Genomic DNA, 21,421 nt, shown 5'->3' with positions numbered 1-21,421 from the left:
CGCGAACCTCCAGCCGGGAGAATCAGCCTCGTGAAGGGGATACAACCGTTTTCCTCGGAATCCGTGACCGAGGGACACCCCGACAAGATCGCGGACCAGATCTCGGACGCCGTGCTCGACCGCATCCTCGCGGACGACGACCGGGGCCGGGTCGCCTGCGAGACGCTCGTGACGACGGGCCTCGTCCTCGTGACCGGCGAGATCACCACCTCCGCCCGGATCGACATCGCGGCCATCGCCCGGGAAGTGCTGCGCGACATCGGCTATACGCGCGCGGAACACGGCATCCGGTGGGACACGTGCAGCGTCCTCACCGCGATCGACGAGCAGTCGGCGAACATCGCCCGGGGCGTGGATGTCGGCGGCGCCGGCGATCAGGGGATGATGTTCGGATACGCGACCGATGAGACCCCGGAGCTGATGCCCCGCCCCATCATGCTGGCGCACGCGCTGGTGAAGCGTCTGGCGGACGTGCGGCGGTCCGGCGGCATCGCCTGGCTGCGGCCGGATGGGAAGGCGCAGGTGTCGGTCGAATACCGGGACGGGGAACCGGCCCGGATCACGACGGTGGTCGTTGCGGCCCAGCACGACGGGGACGTCGCGCCGGATGAAATCGAGGCGGCGATCAGGGAGGAGGTCATCGGGCCCGTGCTGCCGGGCGAGCTCTACGACGAAGACCGGGCGCAGTGCCACATCAACCCCACGGGCCGTTTCGAGATCGGCGGACCGCAGGGCGATGCGGGCCTCACGGGGCGGAAGATCATCGTGGATACCTACGGCGGCGTGGGCCGGCACGGCGGCGGCGCGTTTTCGGGGAAGGATCCGTCGAAGGTCGACCGCTCCGCGGCCTACGCGGCGCGCTGGATCGCCAAGAACCTCGTCGCGGCGGAACTTGCGCGGCGGGCCGAGGTCCAGCTCGCCTACGCCATCGGGGTCGACGAGCCGGTCAGCGTGAGGGTCGACACCTTCGGCACCGGGCGCCGGCCGGACGAGGCACTCGCCCGCCGCGTGACGGAGGTCTTCGATCTTCGGCCGCGGGCGATCATCGAGCGGCTCGGACTCCGCAAACCGATCTACCGCCGGACGGCCGCCTACGGACACTTCGGCCGCGAGCCCGACGGCGATGGTTTCACATGGGAGCGGACCGATCGGGTCGATGCCCTCGCCGGATAGGCGGCGCCCCGGAAGGTTACGGAAGGAGCCGGGATGACGGAGTCCGGGATGCGGGAGGTTGCCGTGGCCAGCCTCGGGCTCGACAAGACGACGGGCGCTCCCGTCGTCATTCTCAGGGAGAAGGACGGCGATCGCTTCCTCCCGATCTGGATCGGACCCGGCGAGGCCTCGGCGATCGCGATGGAACTCGCGGGAATCCAGTTCACGCGTCCCCTCACACACGACCTCTTCAACGCCGTGGTGCGCGGATTGGACAGCGCCTTCGTCCGCGTACTGATCACGAAGGTCGTCGATAACACCTACTACGCGTCACTCGTGTTTCGGCGAGAGGACGAATTCATCTCCATCGATGCCCGTCCCAGCGACAGCATCGCGCTGGCTCTCCGCGCCGGGGTCCCGATCCATGCGGCGGAGAGCCTCCTTGAAGCGAGCGCGTTCGAGATCGAGGAGACAGGGGTGGAGGAGGGAGAATCGCTGCCTCCCGAGGCCGGGCCGTCCCGGGCCCCGGACGAGCCGCTGAGCGACTACCTCAAGGGACTGGATCCCGAGGACTTCGGCCGCTTCGAGCCCTGAAGGGCCGGGGAGCGGCCAGCGGTTTCTTGCGCGTCGCGGAAGGCGGCGCCCATCTTGGCGGCGACGCGCGGACATGGAGGGGCAAACGGAAGTCGGTGAGAATCCGGCGCGGCCCCGCCACTGTAAGAGGCCCGGCCGGGCGGACGGGAAGGGCCTCGAGCCAGGAGACGTGTTCCTCCATGCCCCCGGCAGCCCGTCGCTGCCAACGCATGCTCTTCGCGGGAAGAGCGGGGCCCTCCGTCGCGCCGGGTTACGGCGCGCTCCCCCGTTCGGACCGGAAGCGGGGGATAGATGTCGGACAAGCCGGACAACAGGGCTCCATCGCTCGCCGTCCTCGCCGTGGCGCTCGCCACGGCCTGCGGCGCGCCCGATAGCGGCTCCGCGGACCGCGGCGATGCTCCGGGCCGGGACGTGGCGGTGCGATCCGAGCCGCGACGGATCGTCTCTCTCATTCCGGCGGTGACGGAGATCCTCTTCGATCTCGGAGCCGGCGACCGGCTCGTGGGCCGCACACGTTGGGGGATCCATCCGCCGCCGGCTCGTCGAATTCCCGACGTCGGTGACGGCATCCGCCCGTCTTTGGAGGCCGTGCTCGCCCGGGAACCCGATCTCGTGGTCCTCTACGATGGGGAAACGAACCGGGAAAGCCGAGATAGGCTGCGGCGTCTCGGCGTTGCGACACTGGCGCTTCGACACGACACGCTGGAGGATCTGCGCCGCAATATCCTCCGCCTCGGCGAGCTTGTCGGCTGTCCGGACGGAGGGACCGCGCTCGCCGACCGGATTGTTCGTGGACTCGCCGCCGTCTCCCGGGCGACGGAGGGCCGCCCGCGCGTCCGGGTCTATTATGACGCCTGGGCCGAGCCGCCGATGACAATCGGCCGTGGCAGTTTCATCAACTCGCTGCTCACGATCGCCGGCGGGGTCAACGTGTTCGGCGATCTCGCGCCAGCGGCGCCGCGGGTGAGTATCGAGGCCATCATCGACCGCGATCCGGAGCGGATCCTCGTCTCGGTGGCTCGGGCAGCGCTGCACCGGCCTCCGGACCTCGGGACGCGCCACGGGTGGGAACGGATCCCCGCAGTGGCGGCCGGTCGGATCTCCACGCTGGATCGCGATGTCGTGAGCCGCCTCGGCCCGCGGGTGCCGGAGGCGGCGCGTTCGATCGCGGAGGCGCTGCACGGAGAACTGCCGGCCGCCGCCCCGGAACCGGCCGTGGCCCCCTGCTCCTCGTGACCCGGACCGGCCGTGGAGCGCTCCTGCTGGTGTTGCTTCTCGTCGTCTCGGCGGCCGCCGGCCTCCTGCTGGGCGCGGCGAATGTCGCCCCCGCGGAGGTGTGGCGGGCGCTCACGGGCCAGGAAACGGATCCGTCCGCGCGCGCCATCGTCCTTTCCCTTCGCCTCCCCCGCGTCACGGCGGCCGCGCTGACGGGCATCGCGCTCACCATCTCCGGAACCCTGTTCCAGGCCCTGCTCCGAAACCCGCTTGCCGAACCCTATCTCCTCGGCGTTTCCTCGGGGGCGGCGCTCGGCGCCGTGCTCGCGCTCACCGCGTTCGGAGGGGTGCTGGGAACCCTCGGCACCGTCGGCTTCGCCCTCGCCGGAGGTCTGGCCGCCATCGCCATCGTGTTTCGCGTCGCGCTCGCCGTGGGTCGTCTCGACACGCATGTCCTGATCCTGGCGGGAGTCGTCGTGGCGGCCTTCTTCGGGGCCGGCGTGATGCTCCTTCTCTCGCTCGCCGAACCGGACGCCACCCGGGCCGCGGTCCTGTGGACCATGGGGAGTCTCGAACGGGCCGGGTGGGAGTCCACGCTCGCCCTCGGGCTCGCGGCTGCGGCGGGCGGGGCCGTGGCCTTTGCGCTTTCCCGCCACCTGAATGCGCTCGCTCTGGGAGAGGAAGCGGCGGCCTACCTCGGGGCGCGGGTCGAAGTGGTCAGGCGCAGCGCGTACTTCATCGCTTCACTCCTCGCCGCCGTGGCGGTGAGTACCGCGGGCGTCATCGGTTTCGTGGGTCTCGTCATCCCGCACGGCGCACGCATGATCTGGGGCAGCGACCACCGGCGCCTCCTGCCGCTCGGCGCCCTTGGCGGCGCCGCCGCCCTCGTGCTCGCCGATACGGTGGCGCGGGTCGTGCTCCGGCCTCTCGAACTCCCGGTGGGCGTGGTGACGGCCCTGCTCGGCGTGCCGCTCTTCCTCGTACTGCTGAGGAGGAGCCATGCCTGAGTCCGCCGGTGACCGGGGGGACGCGGCGGCCTACCGGCTCGAGGACGTCACGTACCGCTATCCGTCGGCCTCCGCTCCGGCGCTCAAGGGTCTGTCCCTCGAATTCGGGGCGGCCGCCTTCACGGCGGTCATTGGGCCCAACGGAGCGGGGAAGAGCACCCTCGTGCGCCTGCTGGGAGGCATTCTCGATCCATCCGGGGGGTCGGTGCGCCTCGACGGCCGGCCGCTCGTCTCCTGGGACCGCCCGGCGCTCGCCCGGCGCACGGCCGTCGTATCGCAGGACGCTCCCCCCGAAGCCCTTCGAGTAAGCCTCCACGGGTACGTCGAACTGGGCCGAAACCCGTACGTGAGTCCGTGGGCGCCCCTCGCCCCCCGGGATCGGGAAGTGATCGGGAACGCCCTGGCCTGGGCCGGCCTCGAGCACCTCGCGGACCGACCGCTCGCCGAGCTGTCGGGGGGCGAGCGCCAGCGCGCCAAGCTCGCCCGTGCCATCGTACAGGAGCCCGGAATCCTGATCCTGGATGAACCCTCCGCCCACCTCGACTTCAGGCACGCACTGTGGATCTTCGATGCGCTGCGGCAGCGCGTGCGCGACCGCGCCCTCACCGTCATCTGCATTACGCACGACATGCAGCTCGCGAGCCGCTACGCCGATCGAATGATCCTGCTCGCGGCAGGAGAGGCGGTGGCAGCCGGCCCACCGGGCGAGGTGCTCGGATCGCCGGCTCTGGCCTCAACCTATGGCTGCGACGTCCGAGTCGAAGCGCTGGGGGATCTCGGGCACTCCGTGCTCCCGGTGCGGGCGCGCTCGCGGGGAGCGCGGCGCGGCGCGTCGTCGCCGATACGGGCTCTTTAAACGTTGTTCTGGCGGAAGCCCGCCGGCCCCGGACAAGGGGTGCGGCATCCGCTTGCCGTACATGAGCCGGGAGCGGACCTTGCCGGGCAGCACCCAACCGGCGGCACGCGGCCGCCGCCCGTGCGGCGATGGGCCGCGAACCGAACAGGTTGGGCACCAGAGGAGCGAATCATGCGGAGACGTAGCTGGATACAGGTCTGGGCACTGGCGGTCGTTCTCGCCGGGTGCGGTGATTCGAACGGGACGGGGCCGGATGGCCCCGACGTCGGAGGTCCCGAGCAATCGGAATTCGCCGTTCTCAACTCCATCTCCGGGACCCTGCAGCAGTTCAACCGGATCGACGGCGAGATCGTTCCCTTCGGGCGTGACATTCAACTGGGGGCGGACTACAAGGGCCAGGCGGCGGATTTCATCCAGGATCTGTGGGTAACGGCGTGGGACACTCCGGAGGGGAGCAAGATCCTCTTCGGGTCCTTCTCCACCGCCGAACAGACAATGGCCGTCTTCCCGAACAACGCCATCGCGGACCCCGGTAAACCCACCGTGATCTTCGATGCCGGCGGTACGGTGGGCGCGCTCATCCCCGCCCGGGCGCTGGATGCGGTGTATGTGACCTTCCCCGGCACTCCGATGGCGCAGGTCGCCGTCGAGGGGGTGGGCACCTTCGTGGAGAGGGTGATCCCGGCGGGACAGTTCCTCGTCTCCGTCGACGGCAACCTCGACGACGAGGACGGCGGACGAGAGCCGCTCGGCCCTCCTCGCATCGTTCTCCACGAGTTCATCAGCGGCAGTTACTTCGACGAGTTGAGGCTCCCGGAAAGCATCGTAGGGGTCACCGAGGCCATCGTGCTCGAAGACAAGATGCTCCTGTTGGCCGGCGGCGGGGTCGATCCGCTGACCTCGGCTCCGCTGGGGGACGGGAATCTCGTCGAGATCGACATGACGGCCCGGGCCGTGCAGGACGTGAACTCCCTCGGCGGGAACGGGATCTCCCTGGAAGCCGGGCGGGACGGGCTCGTCTACATCGTGCGCACGAAGGGCGTCGACGCGACGGAGACGGACGTGCTGACGTTCAGCTTTGCGGTTCGGGCATGGGTAAACGGGCCGGAGAATCCGATCCAGCCGCGCGACCGCGACGGCTCGAATCTCAACTGCCGGGTCGCCGCCGCATTTCTGGACGGGCAGTTGCTCTGCGCCACCTACGTGACCGCGGGCCAGGGACGTCTCGTTCTCCTTTCGGCTACGGGCGAGTTCATCGACGAGGCGCCGATCGGGGCGGGAACGACCGATATCCTGCTTCGTCCCAGCTGACCGCGCCCGGGGTCGGGGGGGCGCGTGGGACTCGTAACGACCCGGGCGGTGGTCCTCCAAACGTACCGGTACAGCGAAACCAGCAAGATCCTGCGCCTGATGACGTGGGAGCTCGGCCCCTGTTCCGCGCTCGCCCGCGGGGCGTTGCGTCCTCGAAGTCGCTTCGGCGGCCTGCTGGAACCCTTCGTGGAGGGGGAGGCGACTTTCTACAGTCGGGAAGGGCGAGACCTGCATACGCTCTCCAATTTCGAACTGCTCCATGACCGGAGAGGACTCGACCGTTCGATCAGGCTCTTCACCGTCGCGTCCGTTCTCTGCGAACTCGTGATGCGCCTCGCCCCGGAACACCGCGATGCGGAGTTGTACCGCACGCTGACGGAGGGTCTCGACGGACTTCACGGCCGAGTTCGGGAGCGGGCCCCGGCCGGCGGGCTCGAGTACGTCTGGGGTGTGGTGAACGCCCTGGGCTTCCGCCCGGAGATGGAGCGTTGCGTCGGCTGCCGGAGCCTCATCGGGGCCACGGGCGCTCGCTTCGACTTCGAGGCAGGCGGGCTGCGCTGCGGCTCGTGCGGCCCGATCGGACCCGAACTCGACCCCGGAGAACTCGACGCCCTCCGGATCCTCGTGTCGGGCGGGCCGGCGGAACGGAGTCGCGTCCACGACCGCCAGGGCCGCTGGCTGGCCGAGTTCATTCGGCACCATGTGGCGGAGGGGGCACAGTTGAAGTCTCTGCCCTTCCTGAGCCGGCTGGACTGAGCGGCCCGTGAACGACCGGTGAGCACACTGGGGAACACACTGGGTGAACACACTGCGAGCGAAGGCGTGAGCGATCGACGCGGGATCGTGATCGGAACCGCCGGCCACGTGGACCACGGCAAGACCGCCCTCGTCCGGGCATTGACGGGGGTCGAGACGGACCGCTGGCTGGAGGAGCGGAAGCGGGGGCTCACGATAGATCTGGGCTTCGCGCGGCTCGACCTCGATCCCGGCCTGGAGACGGGCATCGTCGACGTCCCGGGGCACGAGGACTTTCTCAAGAACATGCTCGCCGGGGCCACGGGCATCGACATTCTCCTCCTCGTCGTGGCGGCGGACGAGGGACCGATGCCGCAGACTCACGAGCACCTTGCGATCGCGCGCCTCCTCGACATTCGGCGCGGGGTCGTCGCGCTCACCAAGAGCGACCGGGTGGACGAGGACTGGCTCGAGCTCGCGAGCGAGACGACCCGTGAACTGCTGGACGAGGATCCCGCCCGGACGTCGTGGGAGATCGTGCCGGTCTCCGCCCTGACGGGCGATGGGATTGAGCCGCTGCGGGAAGCGCTGCGCAAGTCGGCGGCCGGAATCCGCGCGCGCCGCGTCGACGACCGCTTCAGGCTCCCCGTCGACCGGTCCTTCTCGATCCGGGGCACCGGCACCGTGGTGACCGGCACGGTGTGGAGCGGGTCCGTCAGCGTCGGGGACACCGTGAGCGTCTTCCCGGGGGGCGACTCGGCCCGCGTGCGCGCGCTCCAGGTGCACGAGGACCCTCGTCCCCGCGTCTCCGCCGGCCGCCGCTGCGCCGTCGCGCTCGTCGGCGTCGCGCCCGCCTCCGTTGAACGCGGCAGCGTGCTCGTCGACCCGTCGGAGTGGACGTCGAGCGAACGACTCGGCGTCCGCGTACGGGCACTCGGGGGCCGCGATCGGCCTCTGCTCCATGGACAGCGTCTGAGGGTCTACCTCGGGACCCGCGAAGTCATGGCCCGGCTGCAGACGGCGGATCGCCGACCCATCGCACCCGGAGCGACCGCCTGGGCCGTGCTCGCACTCGAGGCGCCGCTCCTCGCCCGGACGCGTGATCGCGCGATCCTCCGCTTCTACTCGCCCGTGACGACGATCGGCGGGACACGCGTGGCGGAGCTGAACCCGCCACCCGATTGGCCGGGGCGGACGGAAGCCTGGCGGCAGATTCTCGATGGCGCCCCGCCGGAGGCGGTCGCCGCGGCGGTCGCCCTGGAGGGTCTGCGGGGACTCCCCGTCGCGACATCATCGATCCTCCTTGGACGGCGCAGCCCCACGCTCGAAGCGGCCGCGGCGGAAGCCGGATGCGTGCGCATCGGCGGCCGCTGGTTCGCGGCCGATGCCGTGGCGGAGGCCATGGAGGCGGTGGAAGAGAGCATGGCCCGCCTCCACGCCGCGGACCGCCGCGCCCCCGGCGTGTCGAAGGAGGCCGTACGCTCCGCCATGGCGCCGCACTGCGACCTCGAGCTGGCGGAGACCGCCGTCCGCCAACTCCTCGCCGATCGCCGCCTTCTCGAGAGCGGGCCGCGGCTCGCGCTTCCGGACCACGCGCCCCGCCTCACTCCTCAGGAGGAAGAGGGGCGCGCGCAACTCGCCGGGACGATAGAGGCTGCCGGGTTGCAGCCTCCGCTCGTCGCGGAACTGGGGAGGACGCTGCGTCTGGACCGCGCCGTGCTCGATGACCTTCTGCGCCTGCTGCAGGACTCCGGCATGACGAAGGCGGTCACACCCGAACTGCACGTCGCCGCCGCGGCCCTCGAGACCATGGAAGCGCGAGTAAGGGAACTCCTCGCCGACGGCGCGCCGGCCCCTCCCGCGCGGTTCAAGGAGACGTTCGAGCTCTCCCGGAAGTACCTGATCCCGCTCCTCGAATACCTGGACCGGGAAGGGGTGACCCGGCGCACGACGGAGGGAAGAGTCCTCGCCCGCCCGCCCGGCTGAGCTTCGTTCCGGTCGGACGGCGCTCAGGCGGAGTTCAGCCGACGTGGTAGAGGAAGCAGCCGCAGTACTCGCACGACTCGACGCGAAGGTTGCGATCCGCCTCGGAGGCGCGGGCAGTGGAAACCGCGACGAAGCAGCCGTAGCAGATGCCGTTGATGACCGGCGCGACGACTCTCGACGCCTTGTCGGCGATGCGGCGGTAGCGTTCCCGGATCCCCCGTGTCAGCCTCTGCTCCAGTTCCCCGACTTTCTCGTCGAGCGACCGGATCGCATCCTCGATCTTGATATCGAAGACCTTCGTCTCGAGGTCCGTGAGCGTCCCGTCCGAGAGACCTCGGCGCTGCATTCTCAGATCCTGGATCTCGAGGAGCAGTTCAAGTTGCTGATCCACTAGAGATCCTTCGCTTCGAGCAACTCGATGAACTGCTCGGAGCTTGAGATTTCCGCGAGCGACTCCGGGACGTCGGCCTCCTTGCCGAACTGCGCGATCTTGCCCAGAACCGGAAGATACTGATTCGAGACCTCCAGCGGCGGCGCCACGATGAGAAAGACGTACCGCACAGGTTTCTCGTCGATCGCCTTGAAGTCGAGGCCGGAGAGCTTTCGGCCGAACGCGACCCGCAGCCGGGTCACGACGAGCGAACGGCAGTGGGGGATCGCGATGCCGCGGCCGATCCCGGTCGAGCCGAGATTCTCCCGCCGCTTCAACATCTTGTAGAGGATTCCTTCGGACTTTCCGTCGAGGCCCAGACACGACACAAGTTCCTTCAGGGCCTCATCCTTCGTCTCCGCCGCCAGGTCGAGGTTGATGGCGGACGGGACGAACAATTCGCGAAGCAGCACTTGGATCCATATCTCCTCCCCGCGAACGCGGGGCGCATATCGAATCAACGGGAACCGACTCTGCGGGGCCCGGGAAACTCCGAGTATACCCGTGCCGGTTTCCGGCTGTCAAAGAACTTCCGGAGCCGCTCGCCGAACTTGCGCCGCATGCGAGGATAAACGACCGTATGTTGTAGCCTTTGCGAGTATCAGGGGGGCGACACGGCTTCGACGCGTGAACTGGAAGCTGCGGAAGCGTGCCGAGGTGCCCGGGGCCTCGTTAAACACCGGGAAACCTTTAGGTGCCAACGACGGTTTGGCTCTGGCTGCGTAAACCTGCGTAGCCCGTCCCCGAGAGATCCGGGCCCGAGGATCTCCCGACGGACGTCGATGAATCGGGCTGGTCGCCCAGGCGCGCCGTGAGCCGCGGGTGACGAGAGCACGGCGAAAGCCGCGCGCACGGCTGGTTTCGTAAGGGGTTGTTCGTGAACCCTCGCGGGACGAGAATCGATCGCGAACTACGCACGTAGATGCCGTGGCGGATGGGCTCGCGGACGCGGGTTCGATTCCCGCCGCCTCCACTAAAGTGCAGGATCGCTGTGCTCCGCCCGGGGCGCCTCCCTTTCCGGGAGCGCCTCGGCTTTTTTTGCGGCCGGCCCGTCGACGGGTCGAGGAGATTCCGGATGATCGAAGAACTGCAGCGCAAGATCGGGGACGAAGCGGAGACGCTCCTCCACGAGCTGAACGTCATCCTTCCGAAAGAGATCGAGAAGGCCGTCGCCCAGGGCGATTTGCGGGAGAACTCCGAGTATACCGCCGCCCTGGAGCGGCAGGGGTTCGTGCGGGCGCGGCTCGACTACCTGGCTCGCCGCATGTCGCAGCTCGGGGAACTCGATATCGAGAACATCCCGACGGATCGGGTCGGGTTCGGGTCGAAGGTCGCGGTGCGCGACCTGGAGGACGACGAGATCGAGTCCTTCAACCTCACGATCGGCGACGACGTCGACATCGAGAACAACGACATCTCGATGGAATCGCCCATCGGCCGCGCGCTCCTCGGGAAGAGGAAGGGCGCACTCGTGAGCGTGAGGCTCCCCGCCGGGGCGCGCGAGTTCGAGGTCGTCGATTTCGCGACGCTGCACGACCTCTAGCGCCGCAGATTCCGCGGCCGACGCGACGCTAAAAGACCCGAATCGGCGGGATGAACTTGCCGGGGTTGGCCCGCACCTCGGCGAGGAACGCGCTCAGGTCCACCACGATCTTGAGGAACTCCTCGTACAGGGCCTCGTCGTTGAGGAGCTGCCCGACCGCCCCTTCGCCGCCCTCGATGAGGTCGAGGATGGAATTGGCCCGGGTCGCGGATGAGGCGATCGCACGATACAGGGAGTCCGACGCCAGCAGACGCCCGAGCGTTCCTTCGCCGGCCGCCAGTCCCCCCGTCACCGTGTCGAGGCGCGCGGTGAGAGAGACGAGGTGGTCGTACAATTCCGGATCCTCGAGCAGGCGGGCCAGCGAGCCTTCCCCGTCCGCGATCGGCCCCAGCACGGCCGAGAGGTTTCGGTTGAGGTCGATGAGGCCATCGTAGAGCGCCTCGTCCACGAGGAGGCGTCCAAGCGAGCCCTCGCCACTCGAGACGCGGGCCAGCGTGGCGGAAAGATCGTTCGAGAGCTGCGTGAGACCGAGGACGGCGTCGGCCGCCTGGCCGAGGAGTTCGTCGTAGCTCAGTGCCGGCGCCGTTCCGATGGTGTCTCCCGGAACGAGGATGGCCGAATCGGGAGATCCCGGTTCGATGTCGATGAGACGGTCGCCGAGCAGCCCCTGCGTCCGGACGCGGGCTCGTGAACCGCGCCGGATCTGCTCCCGGACGCTCACGTTGACTCCCAGCCAGACCGCGACGGCCGCTTCGGAGTCACCGCGGTCTTCCGGGTCGATGAACTCCACGCGCTCCACCTGGCCGACGCCCCGTCCGGCCACCTGCACGGGGGCTCCGGGGCGCAGCCCCGAAGCGGATTCCATGAGCGCGACGAGCTGATAGCGCTCGCCGAACACATCTCCGATCCGGCCTACGAACAGCGCGCACAGCGCGAGCAGGACGAGCGAGACGATGAGGACGAACCCCACGCGCATCTGGTCCCATGTGATCGGCTCGGATCGTCGCATCGTATCCTTCTGCCCTCCTGTCGGACCGGTTGGCGGTTAGCCGCGGAAGGCCCGAACATAGCGGTCGTCCGTGGCGTGCATCTCCTCCGGCGTTCCGTTGAAGATAATCTCCCCGTCCTTGAGGAGCGCGGTCTCGGTCGCGATTCTCGATGCGGACCGCACATCGTGGGTCACTACGACGACGCAGACGTGGAGTTCCCGGCGCAGCTTCAGGATCAGTTCGTCGATCGTCCGCGTCGTGATCGGGTCGAGCCCGCTGGTCGGTTCGTCAAAGAGGAGGATCGGCGGCCTGTGCACGATCGCCCGCGCGATGGCCACGCGCTTGCGCATACCTCCGGACAGCGCGGAGGGAAGCAGACGGAGAACGACGGCCGGGTCGAGGTCCACGAAGGACAGCACCTCCTCGACGCGCTCCCGGATTTCCTCGTCTCCCAGGTTCGAATGCTCGTAGAGCGGAAAGGCGACGTTGTCGAACACGTTCAGGGAATCGAAGAGCGCCGACCCCTGGAACACCATCCCCATCCGTTCCCGCAGGGCCAGCGCCTCCGGACGCGAAACCGCACTGATGTCGCGTCCCTCGATGAGAACCTCGCCGCGGTCGGGGAGGATGAGCCGGAGCATCAGGCGCAGGATCGTCGACTTCCCGACTCCCGACCCCCCGAGGATGCAGAGCGTCCCGCCCCGCGCGACGCCCAGCGAAACGCCGCGCAGCACCTCGTGGTCCCCGAACGAGAGCCACACGTCCCGGAGTTCGACGATGTCGGGTTGCCCCGACCCGCTCCCGTGCGTTTCCAGTTCGCGGCGGATTTCGTCCCGCAACTCCGCCTCGAAGGCCTCGCTTCCCGGCTGCGGTGCGCCGGCGGGCGTGCGGTCGCTCATGGTGGATCCGGATCCCTGCTCACCATTGGAACATGGCGAGCAGGATCTGGGTGAGGAAGTAATCCACCGCGAGAATGAGGATGGACGAGGTCACCACGGCCCGCGTCGTCGCCCGCCCGACGCCTTCCGTGCCACCCTCGGCTCGAAGCCCGTGGAAGCAGCTCGTGAGGGCGATGATCCCGCCGAACGCGAAGGGCTTGACCAATCCCTGGATCAGGTCGATGGGGACGACCTTGAGCACGAAGCCGCTCTGGGCGAGGGTTTCCCACACGGAGGTGATATACAGCTGAGCCGTGAAGTCCAGCGTCAGCACCGCGATGAGAAGCCCGCCCAGGATGGCCAGGAAATCGCCGATGATCGTGACCACGGGGAGCATCACGAGGGCGGCGAGAAAACGCGGCACGACGAGTTTCCGGATCGGGTCCACGCCCATCGTGCGGAGCGCGTCGACCTGCTCCGTGACGCGCATCGCGCCCAGGGCCGCCGCCATGCCGGCGCCCGCGCGGCCGGTGACGATGAGCGCCGTGAGAACGGGGCCGAGTTCGCGTATCGTGCTGGCTCCCACGAGACGGCCGATGTAGACCGTGGCCCCGAACCGTTCCATTTCCACGGCGGCCTGGAGGGCGAGCACCATCCCCGTGAAAAGGCCCGTCAGCATGACGATGAAGATCGAGGCGACGCCGATCGTGTCCATTTGCTGAACGAGATCGCCGCGGTAGAAGGGCTGACTCAGACAGGCCTTCAACACGCGTACGAGGAGCCGGCAATAGGCCTCGACCGCGAAGGCCATCCGGAACAGGGCATCGCGAGCGAGTCTTGCGGCAGAACGGCGGGCGGAGCCGGCGGGCACGATCTTTGGCGCTCTCCCGGGGATCGAAGTATGTTCGCCCGACCGCCAGAACGCGTTCGAACGCAACCATTCGCCTCCAGCGATGAGGCGTACGGGCGAGGTTACCGGCTCCCACCGATCCGATGCAAGGCAACGGCGACCCGCACATGCGCCGCGTCCTGCCGGTGGCGGCGGCCGATCGCCCGTCCCTGAAAGGAGCCTCCATCCATGCAGACCGGACCGGTCCACACCGACCATGCACCCGCCGCCGTCGGCCCCTACTCCCAGGGGTACTGGGCCGGTGAGCTGTTTTATTCCGCAGGGCAGGTGGGCCTGGTCCCGTCCACCGGCCAACTCGTGGGCGCCGACGTTGTTTCCCAGGCGGAGCGCGTGATGACGAACCTGGCGGCCGTGCTGGACGAGGCGGGGCTTGCCTTCGGAGATGTCGTGAAGACGACGATCTTTCTTGCCGACATGGGCGACTTCGGCGCCGTGAACGAGGTCTACGCCCGCCACTTCGAGCCCCCGTATCCCGCGCGCTCGACGGTCGCCGTGGGCGCGCTGCCGCTGGGGGCCCGCGTCGAGATCGAAGTGATCGGCCGAGCGCGGTCGGCCCCCTGAGATCCCGGATCGGGAAATCGAGATGAGGAACGAGCCGGATGATCGGGAGCGGATGGTGACTGGTGTCGCCTGCGGTCTTCAAAACCGTTACGGGGCGTTCGCGCGTCCCGGGTGGGTTCGATTCCCACACGTTCCCGCCATCTTCGCGCTCGCGGCCTGGCTTCTGCTCGGTCCCGCCCTGAACCCATCGCCGTTGCGGGCGCAAGACCCTCCGCCTCCCGCGGCGGTCCCCGATTCGGCGTCCGCCGAGGACCGCGCCGTGGCCGACACGACCGGCCGGCAACCCCCCATCTCCCCGCTGGGCGCCTTCGGGCGCTCCCTGATCCTCCCGGGCTGGGGACAACTGGAGGTCGGGCGCCCGGCGCGCGGCGCCTTCTACTTCGCCGCGGAGTCCGTCTTCCTGTTCATGGTCTTCAAGTCCGATGCGCGGCTCTCCGCGGCCAAGGAAGAACTGCCGCCGAACGAAGAGCGGATCTCCAACCGTACGGGGCAGCGGGAGAACTGGATCGTCCTCGCCGGGTTCATCGCCTTCCTGAGCGGTCTCGACGCATGGGTGTCAACCCAGTTCTGGGACTTCGAGCCCTCGATCGGCCCCCCCGCCGACGGGTCCGTCGGGATCGCCCTCGGTTTCAAGGTCGATTTTCCCTGAAGAGACCGGCGCATCGTCCCGCCGCCGGAACCGGCCTGCGCCGGGTCCCGGGTATGACTCCACGCGGATCTCGTCCGGCGTCACGACGGCGAAGCTGTTGTGGTGGAGCCAGTCGCCGGAGTTGAGATAGAACCTGCCCGGGGCGAGTTCGGCGACTTCCGGCCGGTGCGAGTGCCCGAACACGACGAGGTCCACATCCTCGTGAGCGGCCAGCACCTCGGCCGCGTGCCGCGCGAGGAGCGAAGCGCGGGGCGACTCGTTCCCGGCCCCTGCCGCCTGGGCGCGCCGCGTCCCGCTGGCGAGCCGTGCGAGAGGGAGCCCGAGGTCGGGGTGCACCCACCGAAACAGTCCGCGCCCCAACGGACTGCGGGCGGCCCGGCGCAGAATCCGGTAGCCCCAGTCCGCCGCCCCGAGTCCATCGCCGTGCGCGATGTATGCCCGCCGCCCTCCGATGCGTCGCCGCGCCGGCTCATGGAGGATCTCGATGCCGACCTCGTCGCGGAGGAAACTCCCCCCCCAGGCGTCGTGGTTCCCGCCCATGAAGAGGATCGGCATGCCGCCCTCCACGAGTCTCCGCAGGCGTGCGAGCACGTCGAGCTGGCCGCGCGGGATCACCTGGCCGTATTCGAACCAGAAGTCGAACAGGTCGCCGTTGATGAGGAGTTCGTCGCCCCAGCGGTCCGCCTCCTCGAGGAAGGCGAGAAACGCGCGCGCGTTCTCCTCGGCAACGGCCCCGAGGTGGATGTCGGACACGACGACGGTGCGTTCGGGCATGGGCCGAAGCTCGGCGGGTCGGGCGCGGCGCGTCAAACTCCGCGGCCGTCCGCCGCGAACCCGTCGCCGAAAAGTTCGACACCCCGTGCGTCGCGGGAGCATATTGGGGGCATGGAAGACGCAAGCGGAGTCGGAATGACGGAAGTGCGCGTGCGGTATGCCGAGACCGACCAGATGGGGCGTGCGCACCACCGCCACTACCTCGTGTGGTGCGAACTCGGGCGCACGGCGCTCATGCGCGAGCGCGGCGTGTCCTACGCGGCACTCGAGCGCGGGGGCCTCTGGCTCCCCGTTTCGCGGGTCGAAGTCGAATACCGCGTCCCGGTCGAGTATGACGAACTCATCCGCATTCACACCGGCGTGGAGCGCGTCCGAAGCCGCGAGGTCGTGTTCGGCTACCGGATTGCCCGCGCGTCCGACGACGCGACGCTCGCACGCGCTCGCACCGCCCTCGTGTGTACCGATGCGCGGGGCCGCCCCCACCGGTTTCCGGACGCCGTCAAGCGGCAACTGGAGTCCCTCCCAACCGTCGCCGCCCCACGCTCCGCCACATGAATCGGGCTCCGGCGCGCCGCACCCCCTGGCCGCTCCTCCTCCTGTTCACCGCCTGCGGCGGGGGTTTCGAGCGCGGGACCCCGATGCCCGATGCGGAGGAGGTCGCCCGGCGGGCGCGCGCAAGCTCGGGCACGGAGCAACCGATGCACGTCATCTTCAGGTGGGAATACGCGGGCGAGAGCGGGAGTTTCCGCGGTGATGGCGCCGCCCGGGTGAACCCGCCGGACCGCTTTCGCCTCGACCTCTTCTCGACGGGGGAGGGGAGCCTCCAGGCCACGCTCGTCGACGGCGTCCTGGCCACGTCCGGTGACCTCCAGGGCGTCGAGCTGCCGCCGACCGTCTTCCTGTACGCCATGGCGGGCGTGTTTCGGCCCGGCGACATGCCTCCCGCCCGGGGCTCCGAGATCGCCGGGCTCCGCGTCCTCGAGTTCGCGGTCGAAGGAGGCGCGACGCGAAGTTATTATCTTGACGGCGGACGCCTCACGCGGCTCGACGAGCGGCGGGGCGGCCGGCGCGAGAGATGGATCGAACTCGAGTGGGGCAGCGATCCCCGTTGGCCCCGGGAGGCCCGGTACCGGGACATCACGGACTCGAGCGGGGTACATTGGGAGTTACAGAGCGCAACGGCTCAATCACAGCCATATGATGAGGAACACTATGTCTTGCCGATTCCGCGCCGGAGCGATGGCCGCGATCGTGATGCTCACGGCGCTGGCGGGGTGCTACAGCTTCTCCGGCGGCGGAGGGCTGCCCAGCCACATGCGCACCGTCTACGTCGCCCCGATCGAGAACGAGAGCACGCAGTTCGGCATCGCGGAATCCCTGATGGACGAACTCCTCACGGCGTCCCGGCAGCGCCTGGGGCTCCGGCTCGCCTCCGAGGGGGAAGCCGACGCGGTCATCACCGCGCAGATCCGGCGCTATGCCGATGAGGCGGTCAACTTCGACGCCGTCGGCGGCGTCGGCGCGGATGTCTTCCAGCGTCGCGTGACCGTCAGCGTGTCCGTGGAGATCCTGGATGTGGCCGAGAACCTCATCATATGGGGCAATCAGAGCCTGACCGGAACCGGGGAATACGAACCGGGAAACGAAACCGAGGACCAGGCCCTGATCGTCGCGCTCGAGAACCTCGTGCAGCAGATCGTCGACGGGGCGCAATCGCAGTGGTAGACTGACCGGCGTCGACCGCGGGGAGCTCCCCCGCGGGAACCTCTCGCGCCCGCGCGACAGGTTCGCCATTCTGTGGTCGATCGTTCGAAGAGGGCCGATAACGAGGGCCGATCACGTTAACTCAACGTCCGGGCGCCAACATGCCGCAAGCCGCTCGACCCGCCACGCGAAACCTGTGACGTACGCCGCCGGTCTCGTCGCTATCCTGGCGGCTGTCTGGCTCCTGCTGTCGGGGTACTTCGACAAGCCGCTGCTTCTGGGGCTCGGCGCCGCGTCGGTCGCGTTCGTCGCCCTGATTTCCCTGCGCATGCGGATCGTCGATGACGAGGGCCTGCCGATCCAGCTCCCGGCGGGGCTGGTCCGTTACCTGCCCTGGCTCGTCGTCGAGATCGTGAAGGCGAACATCGATGTCGCCCTGCGTATCGTGAGGCCGGGCCTGCCGATCCGTCCCCGCGTCATCCGCGTGCGGGCGGGGCAGCGCACGGATGTCGGCCGGGTCATCCATGCCAACTCGATCACGCTCACGCCCGGCACCGTGACGATCGATACGGAGGGCGACCACATCACGGTCCACGCCCTGACGAAGGAGGCGGCCGACGGCGTCCTCACGGGCGAGATGGACCGGCGGGTCACGCGGGTCGAGGGGCGCGGATGATCCTCGCCGCCGTGGTCGCCGCGATCATCGTCACCATGGGTCTCGCGCTCGTGCGGGCGGGGAAGGGGCCGACGGTCTTCGACCGCATTCTCGCGCTGAACATGTTCGGCACGAAGACGGTCCTCCTCATCGCCGTGATCGGGTTTGTGACGGACCGGCCGGACTTCCTCGATGTCGGACTCGTGTACGCTCTCATCAACTTCATCGGCGTCATCGCGGTGCTGAGGTTCTCCAAGTACGGGAACTTCGCGGACCCGGACCGCGAGAGACTGTCATGATCCTCGAGACCGTGAGTGCCGTGCTCCTGATCGCCGGCGCGATCTTCGCGGTCATCGGGGGGATCGGGATCGTCCGTCTGCCCGATTTCTTCTGTCGCATCCACGGGGCGGGGATCACGGATACGCTCGGAGCGGGGCTGATTCTGACGGGGCTCATGTTCCTCTCACCCCACTGGGTCGTGACGGTGAAGCTCGTCGCGATCCTCCTGCTGCTCTGGATTACGAGTCCCACGGCCACCCACACGCTCGCCAACGCGGCGCTCGAGACCGGACTCCAGCCACACGTCGATGAGGCGGAGGAGGCGGCATCGAGTTCGTAGCCCTCGAGGTCCAGGTCGTCACGGCGCTCCTGCTCACGCTTCTGTGCGCGACGGCGGTCGCCGTCGTGCGCATGCGCGGCCTCTTCGCCGCCGTCATGCTGATGGGGATCTACAGTTTCCTCGGCGCCTCCTGGATGCTCCTGCTCGATGCCCCCGATGTCGCCTTCACGGAGGCGTCGGTCGGCGCCGGGATCTCGACCATCCTCGCGCTCGCCACGCTCGCGCTGACGACGCGCAAGGCGAAGGCCCCCGTTCGGCGGCCCGCGCTGCCGCTGCTCATCGTCGCCGTCACCGGGGCGGCGCTCGTCTACGGGACGCTGGACATGCCGCACTTCGGCGATCCGGAGGCGCCGGCGAGCAACTACCCGCACCCCTCCTACGTCGAGCGCGCGGAGGACGACATCCACGTGCCGAACGTGGTCACCGCGGTGCTGGCGAGCTACCGGGGCTACGACACGCTCGGCGAGACCGTCGTGATCTTCACGGCCGGGATCGCCGTGCTGGTTCTCCTGCGCGGGAGCCGCAAGCGCCGGCCCACGGGCGGGGAAGGGCCCGGGGGAGGGGAGGACGCGGGATGACGGACCACACGATTCTGCGCGTCGTCAGCAAGCTCCTGCTGCCGTACGTCCTCCTCTTCGCCCTCTACGTGCAGTTCCACGGCGACTACGGGCCGGGCGGCGGCTTCCAGGCGGGGGTGATCTTCGCGGCCGGCTTCGTGCTCTACGGGCTCATCTTCGGGCTCACCGAAGTTCGCCGCGTCGCCCCGGCCCGCATGATCGAACTGCTCATCGCGACCGGCGTCCTCGTGTATGCGGGCGTGGGCGTCGCGACGATGCTCCTGGGCGGGAACTTCCTCGACTACGGCGCCCTGAACCCCGCGCATCCATCTACGGGGCAGCACTACGGAATCCTCGTCGTCGAACTCGGCGTCGGGATGACCGTCGCGGCGGTGATGATCGCGGTCTATTCGACCTTCGCCGGACGAGGGCGCGCATGACCGGGAGCTTCCTCGACACCGCGCTCGGCCTCTACAACTACTGGGTCGTCATCTTCCTGATGATGATGGGCTTCTACATCGTCATTTCGCGCGGCAACCTCATCAAGAAGGTCATCGGGCTCAACATCTTCCAGACCTCCGTCTTCCTCTTCTACATCACGGTCGGAAAGGTGAGCGGGGGTACGGCGCCGATCATGGCCGAGGGAATCGAGGTCTACAGCAACCCGCTCCCGAGCGTCCTCATCCTGACGGCGATCGTCGTGGGCGTGGCGACGACCTCCGTCGCGCTCTCGCTCGTCGTGCGCATCCGCGAGGCGTACGAGACGATCGAGGAGGATGAGATCTACGAGCAGGACGAGGCTCGATGATCGAGGCGATCCAGGCGCAGTTGCCGATCCTGCAGGTCGTCATCCCGCTTCTCGCGGCGCCCCTCTGCATCATCCTTCGGCGGCGCTCGCTGGTTCTCCCGTTCGCGATGGGCGTGTGCTGGCTCACCTTCCTGGTCTCCGCCGCCCTCCTCGGCGACGTGCTCGAGGCCGGCGTCATCAGCTACGCCCTGGGGGGATGGGCCGCGCCGTGGGGGATCGAGTACAGGGTCGACGCGCTCAGCGCCTTCGTCCTGCTCTTCGTGTCCGGCATCGCCGCGCTCGTCCTGACCTACGCGCCGCGCAGCCTGACCGACGAGATTCCGGCCAGCCGGCACTATCTCTTCTGCACGCTCTATCTCCTCTGCCTCACGGGGCTGCTCGGCATCGCGATCACCGGAGACCTGTTCAACGTCTTCGTCTTCCTCGAGATCTCGGCGCTCTCGTCGTACGCCCTCATCGCGCTCGGAGGCCGCCGGCAGGCCCTGCCCGCGGCATTCCAGTACCTGGTGATGGGCACGATCGGAGCCACGTTCATCCTCATCGGCATCGGTCTCATGTACCAGATGACCGGGACGCTGAACATGGCGGACATGGCGGCCCGGTTGCCGGCTGCCGAGGGGATCCGCACGGCGCTCGTCGCGTTTGCGTTCCTCACCGTGGGAATCGGCCTCAAGATGGCGCTTTTCCCGCTCCACGTCTGGCTCCCGAACGCCTACGCGTACGCGCCATCGGTGGTGAGCGCCTTCATTGCGGCGACCGCCACGAAAGTCTCGGTCTACATCCTGCTGCGCTTCATGTTCAGCGTGTTCGGCCTCGAGTTCTCCTTCGAGCATCTCGAACTCGGCCGCGCGCTCATGCCGCTGGCCCTCGCCGGGATCTTCGTGGCCTCCACGGTGGCGATCTTCCAGCGCAACGTGAAACGGATGCTCGCCTACTCCTCGGTGGCCCAGATCGGCTACATGGTGCTCGGCATCAGCTTCGCGACGGCGGCGGGGCTCACGGGCGGCATCGTCCACCTGTTCAACCACGCGCTCATCAAGGGCGGGATGTTCATGGCGATGGGGTGCGTGATGCTGCGGCTGCACTCGGTCGACCTCGATGACATGGCCGGGATCGGGCGCACGATGCCGTGGACGATGGCCGCGTGGGCCCTCGGAGGCCTCGGCCTCATCGGGGTCCCGGCGACGGCCGGCTTCATCAGCAAGTGGTACCTCATCGAGGCGGCGCTGGAACGGAACAGCCTCGTCGTCGCCGTCCTCCTGCTCCTCAGTTCGCTCCTCGCGCTCGTCTACGTGTGGCGCGTGGTCGAGACCGCCTTCTTCCGCGAACCGAGCGAGCGGGCGCGCGAGGCGCGGGAGGCCCCGCTCTCCATGCTCATACCGACGTGGGTGCTGCTCGGAGCGACGGTGTTCTTCGGCATCTTCACGACGTACTCGGCGGGCGTTGCGCGACAGGCGGCCGAGGCCGTGCTCGGGGGGCTCCAGTGAG

26 protein-coding genes, 1 tRNA gene, 1 other RNA gene and 1 riboswitch are annotated in these 21,421 nt (G+C 68.7%); of the genes, 22 read left to right on the top strand and 6 right to left on the bottom strand.

The features are described 5' to 3' along the window. Positions 1–21 precede the first annotated feature (21 nt). The 8 genes from metK (at position 22) to selB (ending at position 8,856) form a co-directional block, all read left to right on the top strand. A complete protein-coding gene (gene metK / locus ACOGXI_RS04125) occupies positions 22–1,173 on the top strand; it encodes a methionine adenosyltransferase (RefSeq protein WP_419940154.1) in 1,152 nt (383 codons plus the stop codon). 33 nt (positions 1,174–1,206) lie between these two features. Continuing rightward, positions 1,207–1,746: a bifunctional nuclease family protein gene (locus ACOGXI_RS04120; RefSeq protein WP_419937615.1), complete on the top strand. Its 540-nt coding sequence runs from the start codon at positions 1,207–1,209 to the stop codon at positions 1,744–1,746. 83 nt (positions 1,747–1,829) lie between these two features. Next, positions 1,830–1,917: riboswitch (cobalamin riboswitch) on the top strand. 120 nt (positions 1,918–2,037) lie between these two features. Continuing rightward, positions 2,038–2,982, top strand: coding sequence for an ABC transporter substrate-binding protein (locus ACOGXI_RS04115; RefSeq protein ID WP_419937614.1), 945 nt, complete (start codon positions 2,038–2,040; stop codon positions 2,980–2,982). Continuing rightward, positions 2,979–3,968: a FecCD family ABC transporter permease gene (locus tag ACOGXI_RS04110; protein WP_419937613.1), complete on the top strand. Its 990-nt coding sequence runs from the start codon at positions 2,979–2,981 to the stop codon at positions 3,966–3,968. Before ACOGXI_RS04115 ends, ACOGXI_RS04110 begins: the two co-directional genes overlap by 4 nt. After that, entirely contained in the window at positions 3,961–4,824 is an 864-nt protein-coding gene (locus ACOGXI_RS04105; RefSeq protein ID WP_419937612.1) for an ABC transporter ATP-binding protein, read from the top strand. Before ACOGXI_RS04110 ends, ACOGXI_RS04105 begins: the two co-directional genes overlap by 8 nt. Positions 4,825–4,995: 171 nt before the next feature. Beyond that, positions 4,996–6,135: a hypothetical protein gene (locus ACOGXI_RS04100; protein WP_419937611.1), complete on the top strand. Its 1,140-nt coding sequence runs from the start codon at positions 4,996–4,998 to the stop codon at positions 6,133–6,135. Positions 6,136–6,159: 24 nt separating this feature from the next. After that, complete coding sequence (gene recO, locus ACOGXI_RS04095; RefSeq protein ID WP_419937610.1) at positions 6,160–6,891, top strand: DNA repair protein RecO; 732 nt, start codon at positions 6,160–6,162, stop codon at positions 6,889–6,891. A 66-nt stretch (positions 6,892–6,957) separates the two neighbouring features. Beyond that, positions 6,958–8,856 carry a selenocysteine-specific translation elongation factor gene (gene selB / locus ACOGXI_RS04090; RefSeq protein WP_419937609.1) on the top strand — a complete coding sequence of 633 codons (1,899 nt, stop codon included), beginning with the start codon at positions 6,958–6,960 and terminating at the stop codon, positions 8,854–8,856. Between the two features lie 34 nt (positions 8,857–8,890). On the opposite strand, the gene ACOGXI_RS04085 is transcribed toward selB, so the two are convergent. Together ACOGXI_RS04085 and ACOGXI_RS04080 are read right to left on the bottom strand one after the other, a co-directional pair. Then, on the bottom strand, positions 8,891–9,247 hold the full coding sequence (locus ACOGXI_RS04085; RefSeq protein WP_419937608.1) for a hypothetical protein: 357 nt from the start codon (positions 9,245–9,247) through the stop codon (positions 8,891–8,893). Then, complete coding sequence (locus tag ACOGXI_RS04080; RefSeq protein ID WP_419937607.1) at positions 9,247–9,699, bottom strand: PTS sugar transporter subunit IIA; 453 nt, start codon at positions 9,697–9,699, stop codon at positions 9,247–9,249. Before ACOGXI_RS04080 ends, ACOGXI_RS04085 begins: the two co-directional genes overlap by 1 nt. Positions 9,700–9,891: 192 nt before the next feature. Here ACOGXI_RS04080 and ssrA point away from each other — a divergent pair. Further along, positions 9,892–10,262: a transfer-messenger RNA gene (ssrA, locus tag ACOGXI_RS04075) on the top strand. Positions 10,263–10,361: 99 nt separating this feature from the next. Next, the gene (locus ACOGXI_RS04070; RefSeq protein WP_419937606.1) at positions 10,362–10,829 is read left to right on the top strand and encodes a GreA/GreB family elongation factor; all 468 of its coding nucleotides are present in this window, start codon (positions 10,362–10,364) and stop codon (positions 10,827–10,829) included. A 28-nt stretch (positions 10,830–10,857) separates the two neighbouring features. Here the strand turns inward: ACOGXI_RS04070 and ACOGXI_RS04065 are convergent, their stop codons facing one another. The 3 genes from ACOGXI_RS04065 to ACOGXI_RS04055 are packed head-to-tail and all read right to left on the bottom strand — an operon-like array spanning position 10,858 to position 13,507. Continuing rightward, on the bottom strand, positions 10,858–11,838 hold the full coding sequence (locus tag ACOGXI_RS04065) for an MlaD family protein (RefSeq protein ID WP_419937605.1): 981 nt from the start codon (positions 11,836–11,838) through the stop codon (positions 10,858–10,860). 36 nt (positions 11,839–11,874) lie between these two features. Continuing rightward, a complete protein-coding gene (locus ACOGXI_RS04060; RefSeq protein WP_419937604.1) occupies positions 11,875–12,717 on the bottom strand; it encodes an ABC transporter ATP-binding protein in 843 nt (280 codons plus the stop codon). Positions 12,718–12,736: 19 nt separating this feature from the next. Further along, positions 12,737–13,507, bottom strand: a complete 771-nt coding sequence (locus tag ACOGXI_RS04055) for an MlaE family ABC transporter permease (RefSeq protein ID WP_419937603.1) — start codon at positions 13,505–13,507, stop codon at positions 12,737–12,739. A gap of 267 nt (positions 13,508–13,774) precedes the next feature. On the opposite strand from ACOGXI_RS04055, the gene ACOGXI_RS04050 reads away from it, so the two are divergent. The 3 genes from ACOGXI_RS04050 (at position 13,775) to ACOGXI_RS04040 (ending at position 14,816) form a co-directional block, all read left to right on the top strand. Next, positions 13,775–14,167: a RidA family protein gene (locus ACOGXI_RS04050; protein WP_419937602.1), complete on the top strand. Its 393-nt coding sequence runs from the start codon at positions 13,775–13,777 to the stop codon at positions 14,165–14,167. 44 nt (positions 14,168–14,211) lie between these two features. Next, positions 14,212–14,307: transfer RNA gene (locus ACOGXI_RS04045), tRNA-Sec, on the top strand. A 119-nt stretch (positions 14,308–14,426) separates the two neighbouring features. Next, positions 14,427–14,816 (top strand): hypothetical protein, encoded by a 390-nt coding sequence (locus ACOGXI_RS04040; RefSeq protein WP_419937601.1) that lies wholly within the window; start codon positions 14,427–14,429, stop codon positions 14,814–14,816. Here ACOGXI_RS04040 and ACOGXI_RS04035 read toward each other — a convergent pair. Next, positions 14,724–15,590 (bottom strand): UDP-2,3-diacylglucosamine diphosphatase, encoded by an 867-nt coding sequence (locus ACOGXI_RS04035; protein ID WP_419937600.1) that lies wholly within the window; start codon positions 15,588–15,590, stop codon positions 14,724–14,726. The genes ACOGXI_RS04040 and ACOGXI_RS04035 overlap by 93 nt on opposite strands. Positions 15,591–15,725: 135 nt before the next feature. Here ACOGXI_RS04035 and ACOGXI_RS04030 point away from each other — a divergent pair, with 135 nt between their 5' ends. From ACOGXI_RS04030 to ACOGXI_RS03990, 9 genes are all read left to right on the top strand, one after another. Then, complete coding sequence (locus ACOGXI_RS04030; RefSeq protein ID WP_419937599.1) at positions 15,726–16,145, top strand: acyl-CoA thioesterase; 420 nt, start codon at positions 15,726–15,728, stop codon at positions 16,143–16,145. A 657-nt stretch (positions 16,146–16,802) separates the two neighbouring features. Further along, entirely contained in the window at positions 16,803–17,315 is a 513-nt protein-coding gene (gene lptE / locus ACOGXI_RS04025; protein WP_419937598.1) for an LPS assembly lipoprotein LptE, read from the top strand. 175 nt (positions 17,316–17,490) lie between these two features. Beyond that, positions 17,491–17,970: a Na+/H+ antiporter subunit E gene (locus ACOGXI_RS04020; RefSeq protein ID WP_419937597.1), complete on the top strand. Its 480-nt coding sequence runs from the start codon at positions 17,491–17,493 to the stop codon at positions 17,968–17,970. After that, positions 17,967–18,248 carry a monovalent cation/H+ antiporter complex subunit F gene (locus ACOGXI_RS04015; protein WP_419937596.1) on the top strand — a complete coding sequence of 94 codons (282 nt, stop codon included), beginning with the start codon at positions 17,967–17,969 and terminating at the stop codon, positions 18,246–18,248. Before ACOGXI_RS04020 ends, ACOGXI_RS04015 begins: the two co-directional genes overlap by 4 nt. Further along, on the top strand, positions 18,245–18,568 hold the full coding sequence (gene mnhG, locus ACOGXI_RS04010) for a monovalent cation/H(+) antiporter subunit G (RefSeq protein ID WP_419937595.1): 324 nt from the start codon (positions 18,245–18,247) through the stop codon (positions 18,566–18,568). The genes ACOGXI_RS04015 and mnhG overlap by 4 nt, the downstream gene beginning before the upstream one ends. A 71-nt stretch (positions 18,569–18,639) precedes the next feature. Continuing rightward, positions 18,640–19,146 carry a DUF4040 domain-containing protein gene (locus ACOGXI_RS04005; protein WP_419940153.1) on the top strand — a complete coding sequence of 169 codons (507 nt, stop codon included), beginning with the start codon at positions 18,640–18,642 and terminating at the stop codon, positions 19,144–19,146. Further along, positions 19,143–19,565: a Na(+)/H(+) antiporter subunit B gene (locus ACOGXI_RS04000; protein ID WP_419937594.1), complete on the top strand. Its 423-nt coding sequence runs from the start codon at positions 19,143–19,145 to the stop codon at positions 19,563–19,565. The genes ACOGXI_RS04005 and ACOGXI_RS04000 overlap by 4 nt, the downstream gene beginning before the upstream one ends. Beyond that, positions 19,562–19,933 (top strand): cation:proton antiporter subunit C, encoded by a 372-nt coding sequence (locus ACOGXI_RS03995; protein WP_419937593.1) that lies wholly within the window; start codon positions 19,562–19,564, stop codon positions 19,931–19,933. Before ACOGXI_RS04000 ends, ACOGXI_RS03995 begins: the two co-directional genes overlap by 4 nt. Next, a complete protein-coding gene (locus tag ACOGXI_RS03990; RefSeq protein WP_419937592.1) occupies positions 19,930–21,420 on the top strand; it encodes a monovalent cation/H+ antiporter subunit D family protein in 1,491 nt (496 codons plus the stop codon). The genes ACOGXI_RS03995 and ACOGXI_RS03990 overlap by 4 nt, the downstream gene beginning before the upstream one ends. Position 21,421 lies beyond the last annotated feature (1 nt).

Origin of the sequence: Candidatus Palauibacter sp. (assembly GCF_965208055.1) — a bacterium.
Lineage (GTDB): Bacteria > Gemmatimonadota > Gemmatimonadetes > Palauibacterales > Palauibacteraceae > Palauibacter.
This window is presented reverse-complemented; position numbering and strand designations above follow the sequence as displayed.

Coding starts and splice junctions, on each gene's coding strand:
- ACOGXI_RS04000 (WP_419937594.1), top strand. CDS start 19,143: ATGACGGACCACACGATTCTGCGCGTCGTCAGCAAGCTCCTGCTGCCG.
- ACOGXI_RS03995 (WP_419937593.1), top strand. CDS start 19,562: ATGACCGGGAGCTTCCTCGACACCGCGCTCGGCCTCTACAACTACTGG.
- ACOGXI_RS04105 (WP_419937612.1), top strand. CDS start 3,961: ATGCCTGAGTCCGCCGGTGACCGGGGGGACGCGGCGGCCTACCGGCTC.
- ACOGXI_RS04060 (WP_419937604.1), bottom strand. CDS start 12,717: ATGAGCGACCGCACGCCCGCCGGCGCACCGCAGCCGGGAAGCGAGGCC.
- ACOGXI_RS03990 (WP_419937592.1), top strand. CDS start 19,930: ATGATCGAGGCGATCCAGGCGCAGTTGCCGATCCTGCAGGTCGTCATC.
- ACOGXI_RS04015 (WP_419937596.1), top strand. CDS start 17,967: ATGATCCTCGCCGCCGTGGTCGCCGCGATCATCGTCACCATGGGTCTC.
- ACOGXI_RS04030 (WP_419937599.1), top strand. CDS start 15,726: ATGACGGAAGTGCGCGTGCGGTATGCCGAGACCGACCAGATGGGGCGT.
- ACOGXI_RS04005 (WP_419940153.1), top strand. CDS start 18,640: ATGCGCGGCCTCTTCGCCGCCGTCATGCTGATGGGGATCTACAGTTTC.
- ACOGXI_RS04065 (WP_419937605.1), bottom strand. CDS start 11,838: ATGCGACGATCCGAGCCGATCACATGGGACCAGATGCGCGTGGGGTTC.
- ACOGXI_RS04035 (WP_419937600.1), bottom strand. CDS start 15,590: ATGCCCGAACGCACCGTCGTCGTGTCCGACATCCACCTCGGGGCCGTT.
- ACOGXI_RS04050 (WP_419937602.1), top strand. CDS start 13,775: ATGCAGACCGGACCGGTCCACACCGACCATGCACCCGCCGCCGTCGGC.
- ACOGXI_RS04055 (WP_419937603.1), bottom strand. CDS start 13,507: ATGGCCTTCGCGGTCGAGGCCTATTGCCGGCTCCTCGTACGCGTGTTG.
- ACOGXI_RS04100 (WP_419937611.1), top strand. CDS start 4,996: ATGCGGAGACGTAGCTGGATACAGGTCTGGGCACTGGCGGTCGTTCTC.
- mnhG (WP_419937595.1), top strand. CDS start 18,245: ATGATCCTCGAGACCGTGAGTGCCGTGCTCCTGATCGCCGGCGCGATC.
- ACOGXI_RS04115 (WP_419937614.1), top strand. CDS start 2,038: ATGTCGGACAAGCCGGACAACAGGGCTCCATCGCTCGCCGTCCTCGCC.
- ACOGXI_RS04120 (WP_419937615.1), top strand. CDS start 1,207: ATGACGGAGTCCGGGATGCGGGAGGTTGCCGTGGCCAGCCTCGGGCTC.
- ACOGXI_RS04070 (WP_419937606.1), top strand. CDS start 10,362: ATGATCGAAGAACTGCAGCGCAAGATCGGGGACGAAGCGGAGACGCTC.
- lptE (WP_419937598.1), top strand. CDS start 16,803: ATGTCTTGCCGATTCCGCGCCGGAGCGATGGCCGCGATCGTGATGCTC.